At 67.7% G+C, this 14470-nt stretch carries 16 protein-coding genes and 2 pseudogenes; 9 read left to right on the top strand and 9 right to left on the bottom strand.

Annotated elements, in window-relative coordinates:
* Positions 1–20: 20 nt before the first annotated feature.
* From PV343_RS11310 to PV343_RS11290, 5 genes are all read left to right on the top strand, one after another.
* Entirely contained in the window at positions 21–908 is an 888-nt protein-coding gene (locus PV343_RS11310; protein ID WP_319146720.1) for a neutral zinc metallopeptidase, read from the top strand.
* A gap of 372 nt (positions 909–1280) precedes the next feature.
* Positions 1281–1835: a hypothetical protein gene (locus PV343_RS11305; RefSeq protein ID WP_319146719.1), complete on the top strand. Its 555-nt coding sequence runs from the start codon at positions 1281–1283 to the stop codon at positions 1833–1835.
* Entirely contained in the window at positions 1733–2293 is a 561-nt protein-coding gene (locus PV343_RS11300; protein ID WP_319146717.1) for a hypothetical protein, read from the top strand. The genes PV343_RS11305 and PV343_RS11300 overlap by 103 nt, the downstream gene beginning before the upstream one ends.
* A gap of 90 nt (positions 2294–2383) precedes the next feature.
* Positions 2384–2770 (top strand): hypothetical protein, encoded by a 387-nt coding sequence (locus tag PV343_RS11295; RefSeq protein WP_319146716.1) that lies wholly within the window; start codon positions 2384–2386, stop codon positions 2768–2770.
* A gap of 1 nt (position 2771) precedes the next feature.
* Positions 2772–3131, top strand: a complete 360-nt coding sequence (locus PV343_RS11290) for a hypothetical protein (protein WP_319146715.1) — start codon at positions 2772–2774, stop codon at positions 3129–3131.
* A gap of 10 nt (positions 3132–3141) precedes the next feature.
* Here the strand turns inward: PV343_RS11290 and PV343_RS11285 are convergent.
* Positions 3142–3465 (bottom strand): annotated as a pseudogene (locus tag PV343_RS11285) (SOS response-associated peptidase); the annotation flags it as partial.
* A 70-nt stretch (positions 3466–3535) separates the two neighbouring features.
* Complete coding sequence (locus PV343_RS11280) at positions 3536–4849, bottom strand: competence protein CoiA (protein ID WP_319146714.1); 1314 nt, start codon at positions 4847–4849, stop codon at positions 3536–3538.
* A gap of 683 nt (positions 4850–5532) precedes the next feature.
* Here PV343_RS11280 and PV343_RS11275 point away from each other — a divergent pair.
* The 3 genes from PV343_RS11275 to PV343_RS11265 all read left to right on the top strand — a co-directional run bounded on the left by PV343_RS11275 (position 5533) and on the right by PV343_RS11265 (position 8330).
* Positions 5533–6084: a hypothetical protein gene (locus PV343_RS11275; RefSeq protein ID WP_319146713.1), complete on the top strand. Its 552-nt coding sequence runs from the start codon at positions 5533–5535 to the stop codon at positions 6082–6084.
* Between the two features lie 294 nt (positions 6085–6378).
* Entirely contained in the window at positions 6379–7365 is a 987-nt protein-coding gene (locus tag PV343_RS11270; protein ID WP_319146712.1) for an ATP-dependent DNA ligase, read from the top strand.
* A 659-nt stretch (positions 7366–8024) separates the two neighbouring features.
* Positions 8025–8330 (top strand): hypothetical protein, encoded by a 306-nt coding sequence (locus tag PV343_RS11265; protein ID WP_319146711.1) that lies wholly within the window; start codon positions 8025–8027, stop codon positions 8328–8330.
* Positions 8331–8421: 91 nt separating this feature from the next.
* Here the strand turns inward: PV343_RS11265 and PV343_RS11260 are convergent, their stop codons facing one another.
* On the bottom strand, positions 8422–8931 hold the full coding sequence (locus PV343_RS11260; protein ID WP_319146710.1) for a hypothetical protein: 510 nt from the start codon (positions 8929–8931) through the stop codon (positions 8422–8424).
* A 70-nt stretch (positions 8932–9001) separates the two neighbouring features.
* Positions 9002–9226 (bottom strand): annotated as a pseudogene (locus PV343_RS11255) (transposase); the annotation flags it as partial.
* Here PV343_RS11255 and PV343_RS11250 point away from each other — a divergent pair.
* Positions 9195–9422, top strand: coding sequence for a hypothetical protein (locus tag PV343_RS11250; RefSeq protein ID WP_319146910.1), 228 nt, complete (start codon positions 9195–9197; stop codon positions 9420–9422). The pseudogene PV343_RS11255 and the gene PV343_RS11250 sit on opposite strands and share 32 nt — an antisense overlap.
* An 84-nt stretch (positions 9423–9506) precedes the next feature.
* Here the strand turns inward: PV343_RS11250 and tpg are convergent, their stop codons facing one another.
* From tpg to PV343_RS11225, 5 genes are all read right to left on the bottom strand, one after another.
* Positions 9507–9992: a telomere-protecting terminal protein Tpg gene (gene tpg, locus PV343_RS11245; RefSeq protein ID WP_319146709.1), complete on the bottom strand. Its 486-nt coding sequence runs from the start codon at positions 9990–9992 to the stop codon at positions 9507–9509.
* Between the two features lie 56 nt (positions 9993–10048).
* On the bottom strand, positions 10049–11218 hold the full coding sequence (locus PV343_RS11240; protein WP_319146708.1) for a cytochrome P450: 1170 nt from the start codon (positions 11216–11218) through the stop codon (positions 10049–10051).
* Entirely contained in the window at positions 11215–12450 is a 1236-nt protein-coding gene (locus PV343_RS11235; protein WP_319146707.1) for an MAB_1171c family putative transporter, read from the bottom strand. Before PV343_RS11235 ends, PV343_RS11240 begins: the two co-directional genes overlap by 4 nt.
* A gap of 4 nt (positions 12451–12454) precedes the next feature.
* Positions 12455–12988, bottom strand: a complete 534-nt coding sequence (locus PV343_RS11230) for a hypothetical protein (RefSeq protein ID WP_319146706.1) — start codon at positions 12986–12988, stop codon at positions 12455–12457.
* A 223-nt stretch (positions 12989–13211) separates the two neighbouring features.
* Positions 13212–13727, bottom strand: a complete 516-nt coding sequence (locus PV343_RS11225) for an XRE family transcriptional regulator (protein WP_319146705.1) — start codon at positions 13725–13727, stop codon at positions 13212–13214.
* Between the last annotated feature and the right edge of the window lie 743 nt (positions 13728–14470).

Here is a 14470-nt window from a genome sequence, read left to right as displayed (position 1 = left end):
GCTTGAGGGAGGGGCGACGTATGCAATTCGACGACGATGCTGCTCTGGACACGTCCGAGGTCGAGGACGGGCGGGGAGGTGCGCTGGGCGGGATCCCGGGTGGAGGGAAGACCATCGGCGGCGGACTGGTCGGGCTCGTGGTGCTGGTCGTGTCCGTGCTCTTGGGTGTCGACCCCGGCATGTTCGGCTCGGGCAGCAGCGACACGTCCTCGTCCGGCAAGTCAGCAGCGGACCTCGCGGCGGACTGCCGGACCGGCGCCGACGCCAACCGCAAGAAGGAGTGCCGGATCGTCGCCGTGGTCGACAGTGTGCAGGCATTCTGGAAGCAGACGGAGACAGCCGCCGGCAAGCCCTACCAGCAGGCCCCCATGTTCCTGTTCACCGGCCGTGTGAACACCGGTTGCGGGATCGCGACTTCCGACGTCGGCCCCTTCTACTGCTCAGCCGATGACAAGGTCTACCTCGACCTCGGCTTCTTCAACGACCTGAGCAGCAAGTTCGGCGCCAAGGGCGGCCCGTTCGCCGAGGCCTACGTAATCGCGCACGAATACGGCCACCACTCCCAGGACCTCAGCGGAACGATCTCCCGCGGCAGCGGAAAGGGCCGGAACAGCGGCTCGGTGAAACTCGAGTTGCAGGCGGACTGCTACGCCGGAGTGTGGGCCCACCACGCCACCACCACCCCCGACCCCAAGAGCGGCAAGCCACTGATCACCGACTTGACGAAGGACGACATCAACCGCGGGCTGGACGCGGCCGCCGCCGTCGGAGACGACCGGATCCAGCAGCGCTACCAGGGCAAGGTCACACCCGACACCTGGACCCACGGCTCCGCGAGCCAGCGCCAGCAATGGTTCAACACCGGTTACCGCTCCGGCCGCATCGCCGACTGCAACACGTTCAGCTGACCACGCTGACAACCACGGCACGACGCCCAGCTGTGGGCCGGCGCTGGCGGGCAGATCGCGTACCATGCCGCGCCGCGGCCGGTGGTTAGCGGACGACACCAAGTGGGAGTGCTGCCTCGACAGGCTGACTGCTTCCAGAACCGTGCCGTCGCCGCGCAGCTAGAGCAGGAGAAGCAGACAGAGCGCTCCGCGACTGATCAATGGAGTTCCCCTCCCCGAGCTGGTGACCAGCGTCGCATCGCGGCATTGTCGCAGGAGGCATCGGTCCGCAGTGCGCGCCTGCCACGCCGACGGTGCATGGGGTGATGTCCAGGCGCTGGGCGAGTGTGATGGCGGGCCATCCGGCTCGTGCCTGGTCAGTCAGCAGGCGGGATGCCTCCGCAGAGTCGGTCAGGCCGGGGATCTGCTCAGTACGGCCTGGAGCATGCTGACGGGTTCTGGTTCCTGCGCACCGAGGGGCACAGCGTCACCGACCACCGGCCGCCCACCGTGCATGAGCGCGTCGACGCCTTGGTCGACGTGGCCAACGCGGTGCTGCGCGGCGCCACGTTCGTGCGGACCGGGCGCCGGGTGACGTACGAGTCGGAAGAGTGCGACGTCGCGTGGTGCCTCAAGAGCAGCACGCCGGCGGTCGGCTCCTTCCCCGGGCGGCACGCCGAGGACGGGCGCACCCCGTTCACGGACACTGCGATCCGGCTGCTGGCCGACGCGGGGCTGCACCCGGCGGTCTTCGGCGGGTCGGTCGGCGACGGCGGGTTCATGGTCGAGCAGGAGGGGTTCCAGGTGAACAGCGCCCCGCAGGCCCGGCACGGCTCCTCGCACGTGTGGGTATTCCGGTGCGGGCGCGGCACGGAGGCGAGGCGATCGCCACAGGCGTCACGGCCTGCGGAACAGGTGTCCTCTGCGCCGGCGGTGCCCCGGTCATAGCCGTCGGCACCGGAATGCTCGCCGTCGGCAGCCCGATGATGGCATCGGGGGCAGACAAACTGGGCAAGGCATTCCGAGAAGCTGACTCCGCCGGATCCTCTGCTGAGGGTCCGAGTGCCAAGCTCTTCGACGACCCGAAGGCGTGGAAGCACATCGTTGACAACCACCGGCAGGGAGGGGAGGGAGTGGACGACGGCAAGGGGCTGTTCACCGGCAAGGCGAAGCTCGTCAAGCAGAGGATTATCGAGACGGTCGAACGAAGCACCGGGAAGCCGAACACCCGAGACCCCAAAACGGGAGAACCGAGGACCGGAACGGTTTATGAATACGACTTCGGCGACAAGATCGGAACTCTCAGCCCTAACGATGGCGGGTATCCGGCATCCGGTATTCGGGTCATCGTCAACGACGATGGAACACTTCGAACGGCGCATCCCATCAATAGGATGTTCGAGTGAGTTGAGATAAGCTCCGGCTCATGGTCCCCTGTCGCGAACCGCGCGGCGGGGGACCTGCGGATTTCAAGACGGCGAACTCTGGAGACAAGTATGAAATACTTCAACAAGACGGGCTGGACCGCTTATTTCTCCGGTGTTGAAGGGGGGGAAATGGCCCGCATGCGTCCCGTTGAAGCGTGGGAGCCGGTGACCGGTTCCGCCCTCGTTGTCGATACAGACTCGGGGACTCTCAGGCCTGTGGCGTCCTATCCTGATTTCGTACGCCTTGAGCGGGCGGGTCGTGTGGTCGGTGTTCTGCCCGGAAACGGTTGGCGTGCGGCATGGGACGATGAGGATGACGGGCCTGTCACTCAGGACGTATTGGGGTGGTTGATCACCGATTCCGGTGGCGCTATGCCCATCGTTGTTTCCGAGGATGGCCTGGTGGAATTTGCAGAGTCCGCGGACAGGCTCACGCCACCTGGTGGAGGTGAATAATTTGACCGTATTTCTTTGTGTGAATTGTCGGCAGCCGCTTACCGGAGACGTCCAGCAGGGGACGCCGCAACGCGGGCCCGAGCGCCCGCTCGATCATGAAGTCGTCTCATCCCGCATGGCGCGAGGAAGGTACTCGCCCAACTTCGACGGCTCGTTGCTGATCTTCCATCCCGACGATGTGCCGAACATGGTCTCGCATCCGGACCGTCACCGTCTCAGTGGGTGCTGCGGGCCCGCCGGGCAGGACGGTCCCAACCTGGTGTGTACTGGCTGCGGTGCGGAGGTCGCGACCAAGGAGGCCGACTGCTGGACCGACAATCTCGTGGCGGTGATCACCAGCGCGGTGATGGAGCAGTTGTGACCGCTCGGCCCGGCAGCAGGCAGCGGCGCTTGAGGAACGCGCGGCGGAAGGCCGGTTTCTCGTGCACGGTCTCCACCCGGGCGTTGATCATCCGGGCGCCGATCTTCGCCTCCTTCGCCCAGGACGGCACCAGGCCCCAGCGCAAGGGCCGCAACTCCCGCGCGGGCGGCGCCCCGTCGTCGTCGCGTGGGGTGCGCTCCAGGACCGCCCAGACGTCGTCGGTCGGGGCGACGTTCCAGTTCGGTGCGAGCGCCTCGGTGGCCGGCCACTGGTCGGCGTGGAAGAGCTGCGCCAGGTTCTGCGGGCGCCGGGTGGAGACGTATCGGCCGCACATGCGACCACTGTCTCACCGCCCCGTCGCTCGACGAGGTACCGGGCGGTGTGGCCCATGAACGTGACGTGCTTCAGGTGCGGTTTTCAGGACGTGCCTGCGCCTGCGGGCTGACTGGGGACTGGGGTCGTATGCGCGAGAAGGTGCAGTGGCTGGTGGTCGGGTTCAGCACTGCGACTTTCAGGGGGGTGCGGGCGGCGGCCTGGATGCGGGCGAGCCAGGTCTGGCTGGGTACCAGGATCGTCAGCTCGGCCGGCCACCCGGCGAGTGCTGCAGGATCGGGGCACACCACACCGGCGAGCCGGAACTCCCGGCCCGGGTGGGACCTGCTGTAGACGAGCAGTCCGTTGCCGTGTGCGGGGCTCTGGCCGCCGTACTCGACCGTCTTGCCGGAGACGGTGCGCACGAGCCGCGTGAAGGCGGCCCACACCCCGGCATCCATCCCGGCGTGTTCGAGGAAGATGGCTAATCGTTCCTGCTCGGCCCGCCGTTCCTGTGCTTGCAGCAGGGCCTCCTGCAGACGCCGTTCGGCGGCAGAGGCATGCGCGGCGGCAGGCCGGCGGTCCTGCTCGGCTGTCTTGGCACGTGCGGCGTCAGATTGGCGGGCCTGTTCGGCGGCCCGGGCGCGCGCGGCGGCATCGGCATCCGCCTCCAGCCGGGCGCGGGCGGCCGCCAGGTCCACGTAGGCGGGGGCCGTCCACCACACCGTGCCTGCCGGCCCGGCGTGGGGGTGCACACGCCCCTGGAGGATCCACCGGATCGCATCGCCGAGCGGGCAGGTGATGTGGACCCAGCCCGCCTTCCCCGCCAGCGTGCGCGGAGCCCAGGTATAGCGGGCCAGGCCGTGCCGCACCGTCCAGCCGGCCCCGCGTTCTTCGGGGTACTCCACGCGCAGTGAAGGCACGGCCCGCTGCCACGGCCGCCCCTGCAGCCCGACCCAGCACACCCCGACACCGTCGCGCGCATAACGTTCCGTCCGCATCCGCGCATCATCCGGCGTCATCGGCGACAACTGCGCTTCCAGCGCCATGAACGCACGGCCGTGCTCATCGAAGACCAGCACATCGGCACGCCAGTTCCCCGTTGCGCTGCTGACCTCGAGTTCTGCCCTGAAACCGGCCGCCCGGGCGGCCATGGCCAACTCCAGCTTCAGCAGGTGGTGTTCCGGGGACTCGTTCGCCAGCTCGCAGTCCGGCGGCCGCTGGTGGTGGTAGAAGTGCCGGGCCCGGCGGGAGGAGACCCGCGCGAACATCCGGCCCCCACACTCCGGGCACGCCAGGCGCAGCCCCTCGACCCGATGGACGTCCTGCCAGGCACGGCCACAGCCGAGATCGTCCAGCGAGGCATCCAGCCGCCCCCAGTCGGCGTGGACCGCGGTGAACCCCATCCGCCCTCCCCAGGCGCGTGGTGTCTCAGCTCGGTGCCGGCAGTGCGCTGGGCCGCAGATCGAAGGGGAGCAGCCGCACGTCGCTCAGGCCCTCCCCCTCACTGGCCGGTGCTGGTTCCCTTCCTGCCCTCATCCGGGCTGGCGGGGGACCACCGCCACCCTATGAGACCCCTGGCGGGTCACTCGTTCAGCGAGCACCCGCAGGCCGCGGCGCGGGATGCCCGCCGTGCAGTAGTCCCGAGCGACGGCACCGTCCTCGCCGACAGCAGCGATCCATGCCTGCATCTCCTCGGGCCACAGCTCGCCAGGCCCACGACACCTCCGCGCAGCAGCACCAGCCGGGTGTGTGCCCAGCCTGACCGCGCCGAGGCGTCGACGCCCCTGTGGTCGTCGCGCATGCGGGAGCGATCACCGAGTAGGGTGCTGTGCCGTTCCCACATGTCTGCCTGGAAAGGCTCCAGTTGAACACGCCGCCGCCCCCGTACCCCGCCCACCCGCAGACGCCGGGGCCGTACCAGCCGCCTGCGGGGCCCTTCGGGCAGGCGCCGGGACCGTACGGCCCGACACCGGCGCCGTACCCGCAGGCCCCCGGGCCCTACCCGCTCGCGGCCATCTGCCAGGTGTGCGGGGCCGCGCCTGCCGCGCCGGTGACCATCCGGGGCCACCAGGGCATGGTGGTGATCATGCGGTTCCTGCGGCGCCAGGGGGTGTTCTGCCGCACCTGCGCGCTGGCGTCCTTCCGGGACATGCAGGCGGACACGATGGTGATGGGCTGGTGGGGCCCGCTGTCGGTGCTCATCACCCCCTTCGTGCTGCTGGCCAACCTCAGTGCCCTGTCCGGCATCCGGCGCATCCCCGAGCCGGTCACGCCCGGGTGGCGGCCCCCGTTGAACCCGGGCAAGCCGGTGTTTAGGCGGCCGGCCGGAATCCTGGCCCTCGTCCCGCTGGGCCTGCTCGGCCTCGTGGTGCTCGCCGTGCCGCTGCTCCTGCTGGTCGGCATGCTGGTGGGGCCGGACGGCGGCGACAGCCCCCCGACCCTGACCGCCGGCTCGTGCGCCCGCAACGACGCCCCCTGGCCCGAGCAGAGCCTCAGGCCCGTCGGCTGCGGCTCCTCTGACGCGCAGTACCGCGTCGTCGACCCGACGGACGGCCCCTGCGCGTCCCGGGACTACCTCGCCTATCCGGAGTACAGCAAGGACGGCGTCAGCCTGTGCCTGCACCCGCTGAAGCGCTAGCGGGCGGACGCCTCCACCACCCCGGCCGTCCGGTGTCGCGGGCTGGGCCAGCCGCTCGCGGCGGCAGAGACCATGAACGTGACGTGCATCAGGTGCGGTTTCCAGGACGTGCCTGCTTCTGCGGGCAGGAGCATTCAGCCGGACGAGCCGGACGGACCCTGCAGCGTCCTGGCAGCCCGCGCCATCCGCACCTCGGCGCTCGTCTGGATCGCGGCGCAGTCCCGTAAAACGCTCCACGGTCACCCGCACCATGCGTCAAAGCACACAGGTCGACAGCTGTGGAAGGCATGGCTCATGACCTGGACGCTGCCGGAGCCGATGCTCGCCGCCCCCGTGTCCGACCCCGACCTGCCCCCGGGCTGGGCGGCGGAGCCGAAATGGGACGGCTGGCGTGCACTGCTGTCCTGGGACGCTCACCGCCTCATCCTGCGCTCCCGCAGGGGCACCGACCTCGAACCCTCCTTCCCCGAGCTGCGCGCCGGTGCCGCGCAGCTCCCGGACGCGACCGCCCTGGACGGGGAATTGGTCGTATGGGACGCCGCGGACCGTCTGGCGTTCGAGCGGCTGCAGGGCCGCTTGCAGCGACGCGGCGCCGGCGCGCTGCGCCTGGCCGAGCAGTGGCCGGCGCACTTCGTGGCCTTCGACCTGCTCCGGCTCTCCGGCACCAACACAACCGGGTGGACCTACCGCCGCCGCAGGGCCGCCCTGGAAGCCCTCTTCGCCGACCACCAGCTCACCGCGCCCTGGGTGCTGTGCCCTTCCACCACCGACCCGGCCACCGTGCGCGAGTGGCTGACCACTTGGACGGCGGTCGGGCTCGAAGGCGTGGCCTACAAGAGGCTGGAGGGACGGTACGAGCCGTCCGTCCGAGGCTGGAGAAAACACAAGGCCCGCGAGACCGAGGACGCCATCGTCAACGCGTTCACCGGCTCCCCGGCAGCGCCCCGCACGCTGCTGCTGGGCCGCTACGACACCGACGGACGCCTGCGCTATATCGGGCGCAGCACGACGCTCCCGCAGACCGCGGGCCGGGCTCTCGCCGGCCTCCTCACCCCGGCCGGGAACGACCACCCCTGGACAGGCTGGACGTTCTCCGCCGGATGGGGCTCGCGTGAGAGCTTGCACGTCACCCTCGCGATGCCGGAACTGGTGGTGGAGGTCGGCGTTGACGTAGCCCGCGACAATGCCGGGCGGTGGCGGCATCCCGCGAGCTGGCACCGGCCGCGCCCGGACCTGTCGCCCGCCGACGTCCCCGCCTTCGAGTCCGGACCGGCGGGCTGACGACCTGGCCCACCAGGCCGAAGGCGGCGCCCTGATCCGAAGCCGTCCGAGCAGCGCTTCGGCGACCCGGCGGATACCGTCGATGCGGCTCTGCCGTGTCACGAAGGCGGGGCTGGGGGCGGCCCCCTTCGCATGCGCCCTGCTACGGGGCCGCCCCGACAAGCCAACCGCGCGCCGCCCGCCTCCGGTGCCCGGCGCGGGAGTTCCGCGCCGGGCACCTTCCCCGCGCCGGAGGACGGGGCGGCTGGGCCTGCGGCGTAAGTCGGACAGTGAGCGTCCGCAGGCTGTCGCGCGGGCGAGGACCGAGAAGGCGGGCTCCCCGCCCCGCAGGCGGTCTTTGACGCGCCTGCCGTCGAGGGACACGTTCATCGCGGACAGGGCGATGCCCGCTGTGCGGCAGTCTCGGGCTATGGCGGCGCCGTCCACGCCGACGGCGCCGATCCATGCCTCCATCTCCTGCGGCCACAGTCCCACCCGGACCCAGGTTTGCGCTCGGCTCCGCCACTCGGCCCGCGCAGGTTGACGGCCTGGCGGCTGAGCGGGCTGTGGGACGCGATCACCTGCTATCACCACATGTAAACCGGGCTAAATGGTTTAGCGTGGCCCCCCTTGCCGCCCGCAGCGGGGGCCACAGACGTGACTTGAAGGAGTCAACTACCGTGACAGTTCGGGAACATGGACGTGAGAACAGGGATCAGGAAGCACCGTGGCGTAGCGGCTGGTGGGTTGTGGCGATGGGCTGCGGGCTCGCGGGAACGGTGCTGTCGATCGTGGGCGGTGCGGGTCCGGTGAAGGTCGCCTGGGTGGCGCTGGCGGTGGCGTGGGCGGCGGCGCTAGGCGGTGGCGTGTGGTACTGGCGGACGGGCAACCGTAAGCAGATGAGGGAGGGCCGGTGGCTGCTGCTGGTCTTAGTGGTGGCGGTGGCCAACCTGGCGTTCAGGCACCCGGGTTCGTTCCCGCTTTGATGCCCTAACCTTGCGTTTTACCCTCTGCCTCGGTCAGTTTTTGGCTGGTCGAGGCGGACAAGAGAGCTCGCACGGAGCTGAGTGCTAGCTCTCAATCTTCATGCGGCACACCGAGGTCGTGGCGCATAGCGGTTCTCATAGTTCGGAGCATCTCCCAGGCCTCGGACTGAGCCTGAGCCGCAGTCTCCATCGTTTCGCCTGGTTCGGGGGCACCGCGTTCGAGGCGCTTGACCTGGCCATAGACCTTGTTCAGGGCTCGGTTGACGACACTCGCTCGCATGAGTACTTCTTCGGGGGCGATCATCTGTGCTTCGGAGTACCGATCGCGGTGCGCGTTCTTCGCCTCGTCGAGTGCGTCGCTGTCGGCATCCTCCACGCCACGTTCCCTCATGACGTGGAGGTGACGGTTGAGTGCGGTGGTGAACTGCCGGGCATCTCGGTTGAGTTCCACATAACAGGTGCGTCGCAGCGAACGGTTCTCGCGGATCTCCTCATGGTCTCGAACGAGCTCTATCTCCCGGCGCTTCGCTCGTTCGGAGCCGCGCTGGGTGAGTAATGCCCCTCCCAGGGTTCCTGCGACGCCTGCCACCGCGATGATCACTGAGCTGAGATCCACCGACGTACCCCGTGAACTTGTTCGGCCTCGTGCCCGCTGCACATGGCCCGGGCCGTCAAGTTTGCCGCTCCTCGGTGCGCCGGGGTTTGGTGCCCTTCTTGTGGTGGGCGGGGCGGCTGTACGCCTCGCCGGTGGCAAGGACTCTGCCCACGTCATGGCGGGTGGCCGGGCGGCGGTTCTTCGAACCCGGCGGCCGGCCAGGCCCGGGACGAGACGGTTTTGGTGCACTGGCCGGGGACCCGGTCTTCGTGCACAGGTTCCTGAACCCCCTGTGGGACCTGAACCACACGCTCTTCATGGACATCGCTGGCCTGCACCTCCTCTTCGCCCCTATCCCGCACGACCGTCCGGGCCGCCGCACGACCGTCACAGGGCTGCGCCCGCAGCCGCTGCGGCTGCTGCGCCTGGCCGCGGAGACGAACCCGGCGACCTTCCATCTCGATCGTCTGCTCTGCGACGCACCTGCCACCGTGTGACGGCGCCGAACGCCAGCGGGTGGCGGCCGGAGCGGGAACCGTTCTCCTCGTTGAGGAGGGCGGCCGGGGCCAGCGAGGAAGCGGCTACAGCTCGAAGTCGAGGTCGATCAGGTCGGTGAGTTCGACTTCGAGGCCGTGGGCGCGGCGGCCCTTGTCGCGGAAGTAGACCTCACCCAGGGCCTCCGCCGCGATCTGGCGGAGTCGGTCCTCGGTGAGGCCGGCCTCCCGGGCCTGGAAGAGGCGTGCGGCGTGCTGTGGGGGCAGGGCGAGGGTGAGGTGGCGGATGCGGGCGTCGTCGGTGCTGCCGGGGGCGGCGGTGTAGCCGAACCGGGCCTGCACGTCGATCATGATGCCGCCGGTGGTGGCCGCGGCCTGCTTGGCCTTGGCCCTGATCTGCGGTTGCCAGCGCACGCGGACCTCACGCTCGAGGCGGTCGGCGAGTTCCGGCCGGGGCTTTTTCATCTGGTTCTTCACGTAGCGTTCGACGGTGCGCTGGCTGACGCCGAGCAGCTCGGCCAGCGCAGCCGCCTGCCGCACCACGAGATTGCCGGCCGTCCACACAGAGGCCATGAGCGGCCCCGGCTGGTTCTTGGCCGCCGCACTGAGAGTCGAGGCGGCAGCGGTAGCTACATGCACACAGGCAGGTTGCGGAGGCCGCGCTTGTGGAAGGTCGGCAACCACAGTAGGTCATCGGCCGGCACGGCGAGTTGCAACGCAGGGAAGTGATCCAGTAGAGAGTGAATAGCGATCTCCGCTTCCAAACGAGCAAGTGGTGCGCCGAGGCAGTAGTGGATGCCGTGGCCGAATGCCAGGTGGGCGGTGGGGCGGTCCGGAGCGAAGATGCCAGGTGAAGAAAACTGGCGTTCGTCCCTGTTCGCAGAGGCGATGGAGATCCAGACACGGCCGCCTGCCGGGATGACTGTGCCACCGATGGTGATGTCCTCCAAGGCGAACCGGCGTACGCCCAAGGGGAAGGGTGGGTTCCAGCGCAGAGTTTCTTCGATCACCGCTCGTATGGGCAGGGCGCGCTGCCGGACTTGGCCCATGAGGTGCGGGTGTAGGAGCAGACCGAGGGCTGCGTTGCCAATGAGGTGGACGGCGTTGTCGTAGCCGGCGAACAGGATGAGGAAGGTGAGCGAGAGCAGTTCCTGCTCGTTGAGTCTCTCGCGCTCGTCGCGAGCTTGGGTAAGGGCCGACAGAAGGTCGTCGGCCGGATGGGCCCGCTTGACTTCGATGACCTCACTTAGGAACTCGTGCATCTGCCGCATTGCCGTGCGCGAGTCCCCCGCTGAATGGGGTGAAGGCGAGAGCAGGGTGTCGGTCCAGGCGCTGAAGTCTTGGCGGTCGCTCTCGGGGATGCCGAGCAGCTCGCAGATCACACCCATGGGGATGGGGGTGGCAAGGACCTGCATGACGTCCATATATGGGCCCGCCTCTGCGGCGAGGAGGTCGTTCGCCATGACCTGGATGCGGTCGCGAAGAGTGGCGATGCGACGTGGCGTGAAACCGGTGCCAACGAGGCGACGCAGACGGGTGTGATCGGGTGGGTCCATGTTGAGCAGATGGGCGTCGAGCTCTGGTGGCATGGACGACTGGTACGCGCCGCTGATTCTCGCGTTGGCCTTGTTCAGTGACAGACGGGCATCTGCCAAGGCGGCCCGAGCCTCGCTGTAACGGGTGATGACCCACAGCGGCTGCCCATCGGGAGTTGAGGTGCGGTGGACTGCGGCCGCCTCCCGTAGACGGGCATAGGTAGCGGTAGGGGCTGCCATGAGGGTGTGGTCGAACAGTGTCATGAGCGGGATCGCTTGGCAGGTAAGCCGGGTGTGAGGCGCGACAGAACGGCCGGAACGAGCGGGGAGGTGTGGAATGCGTGGGCCACTTCTACAAGTCGCGCGGCTTCCTTGTCGAGGTCGCCGTCAGCGGACTCTGGTACCGCTGTATTGGCGGCCAGAGTGCCCTTCTGGCCCGCCGCGTGTGCTTGCAAGGCCGCTGCAATGTGTACGGCGTCGACCACAGCGTCTGCCCGGGCACCAGTGATTCGACGGTCAGCACACGCTTCTCGGGCCAGCTCACTGACGGCGCTGTCATAGTGGAGCTGCAACCTCATCTCTCCGTCAAGGATTTCGACCACTTGACGGCCTTGGAAAAAGGCGAGTTCGCGGGCCAGTTCGAGCCGTGAGGCCGGAGGCGGGACGAGCACCACCTCGGGGAAGGCCTGGGTGAGAGCCTGCCAGAGCGGAGACCGGCGCTGGAAGGCGTGGTAGTCAGATATCCATGCTGCGGTCTTGCTGATGCCGACGCCCCACACCGGCATGGTGAAGCCGATAGCGAAGAGGGCGGCCGCGGCGCTGGCGAACATCGGTGCGACGACGGAGTTGACCGCGTCGAGTGGCGACGCTCCGAACATGTCCCAGACCAGGGTGATGGCCTTGGGCAGGCAGTAGCCGAGGCCTGTGACAGCTCCCGCGGTGACGACGCGCAGGCCGCGCCGCAACCAGGGCTTGTCAACGATCGTCGAGTAGCGCCAGCACATGCGGACTAGCCCGATCATGCTGACGGTGAACAAGCACTGGTAGGCCAAGAGGAATTCGGAGATGTAGCGGGTGTCGGAGTAATGGACGTCGAAGTCGACGGGGTGTTCTGCGTCGTCGACGGTGCCGAGGAAGAAGAAGGTTGCCATCACCGCGATCGTGGCAACGGCATAGCCGACGAGGAACTGATGACGCAGTCGGACTTTGGACTGCGCAGATGACCAGCTGACGAGCAGGGCGAGGAACGACGTGAGGCAGACAGCCACCGAGGTGTAGATGATGAGGGTGGTGATGTTGCGTTGACCGAGCAGTGCGTCGACGCGCACGTAGACCGGGGGAGTGGCGAAGAAGAATGGTGCAGCGAACGTGCTGATCGCTAGGCACAGAAGTTGTAGGTCTTTGTTCCGCCAGTCACGAACAAGGTCTTTGAGCTTGACTGCGAAGGCGCTCCAGGTGATGACCGACAGCAACGCGTAGACGACGATGAACAGCATCGGGCTACGCCCTTCGCGGGGAGCTTCGCTCCAGTGAGCGCTCCAAATGGCTGACGAGAGCCGTTACGTGCGGGGGAGGAGTCGACGCTCGCCGTGGAGCCGTGCCGTCGGCCCGAAGCGGGATCAGCGAGGCAATGAGCTCAGCGGCCTTCTCCTCGTTGCGATCGTAGTGGGTGCGGCCAAGGACGGCGCGGACTACTGAAGGGTCGATGTTCGGCAGGAGCAGGCGGGACATCTCGTTCTCTTCCGCGGGAGTCGACTTGTGCTCGCAGAGCATGTGCCCGAGCTCATGAAGGACGATGTGGCCTTGGTGCGCCTTCCTGGTGTTCGCCTGGTAGATCACGTAGTCCACATCGGGCGTGGCCACCCATAGCCCACAAGGGCCCCGGTCGGCGGGAAGCGGCATCGGTATGAGGGAGATGGGCCTGCCGCGACGCTTTTCCAGTTGATCGACGAGTACGTTAATGTTGAACGGCTTTGGGAGGTCGAGCTTCCTTACTATGTCGCTGCAATAGCGGCGTAACTCCCTGTCGTTCATCCTCGCTCTTCTCGGAAGATCAACGGCCCACTGCCATTGAAGAAAGATCACGTCGCGGTTCCCCCCTCGCACCGCGCAGCGGCCTGAGCTTCGGCCGGCAGCGGTGGAAGCCCAGTTAAGCCCCAAGATCCTACTTCAGGTGTTCCTTCGCCGTGCTGCTGGCTCAGTCGGCCCTCGCCTCATCACGCCACGCGGCACCTTGCCCGCTGCCGTCATCGGTCTCTCACATCCGTTGCCGCTTGCTTGCGTGCCGGAGGTGTTGAATGACGGGGACGAGGGCCTCGAGGGCTTCATCGTCCAGGTCGGCAACTGCCCGCAGGGCAATCTGGCGCGGGCCGATCCCCTGGGCCTTGAATGCGTCCACAAGGTCGAGATCTACCGCCACTTGCGAGGCGATCTCATCGTCGGTGAAGTAGGAAAGCGGCACGCCGAAGAAGGAAGCAAGGGCCTCGAATTGCTCATGGCTCGTGGGCTCCCAGGTGCCGCTGCGTAGCCTTTCGATCTGGAGTTCTGTGACCACACAGCCACGCTCGGTGATGGCTTCGGCGGCGTCGCGGGAGTTGTAAGGGCCTCGGTCCTTGGGGTGGATCGTCTCGAAGAGGCGATTCAGCCGCGCAGATAGCAGGGCGGCCGGTATCGATTGAGCCGGCGGCCGGGGAGTGCTCACATCAGTCGCATGCGCTGACGGATCGTCCTCCTCCAGGAAGAAGCCGAGTCTGACGCCGAAGACGTTAGCCAAGGCCCGCAGGCTGTCGACACCGGGGTTCTTGACTGCCCCGTCCCGGATGTTGGCAACAGTTTGATGGCTGATAGTCGGAGCTCCTGGGTGTGTCTTCGCGTGCTCTCGGCTCCGTCTGGCGATCTCTCGCTCGCTTCCGGGGCCCCGTCCGTCCGGGTGCCTCGAGAGGATCAACGCGTCCAGCCGCTCGGCGATCAACCCTCGTCCGACGGGTGTGCTCTCACCCATGTACCTGACTCACTACTCCCTAGCGGACACGTCTAGTTGATTTGACATTCCACCATCCTCCTGTCTGACCCGTCTAGCGAACTTGACAGTCGCTGTGCGTTGCCGACTATGGTCGCTCTGTCGCGCTCAACGGGCCAGTCACTGGCCCCAGTTCAGGTAGACACGCAGGCGTCCGATCGTAGACGGGAAGGGGCTGGCAGGCGGGAAAGGGGCTGCGTCAAGGACAGAGTGACGCAGAGTCGACTGTGCAGCCTCGACATCACCTGACTCGGGCTCCCGCCACCCGTCCAGACCTGTCGGAGGCTGACCACCTTCGCTCGGGACGCCTGCAGGTGCAGTACATGCTCGGGGCAGACTGCCCCGGCGCATGGGCGTGGACCGAAACGAGACGTAGGGGGAGAGATGAGAAGCCCGCAACGGCGATATGGCGCTGTGCAGAGCTTGCCGTCTGAAGGTAGGGCGACAGCCAGGGATGTTGGGCCCGCAGGAGCGGTGCAGTGTCAGTTCGGGAAGCC

It is taken from the genome of Streptomyces sp. WI03-4A (genome assembly GCF_033792105.1).
GTDB lineage: Bacteria > Actinomycetota > Actinomycetes > Streptomycetales > Streptomycetaceae > Streptomyces > Streptomyces collinus_A.
This window is presented reverse-complemented; position numbering and strand designations above follow the sequence as displayed.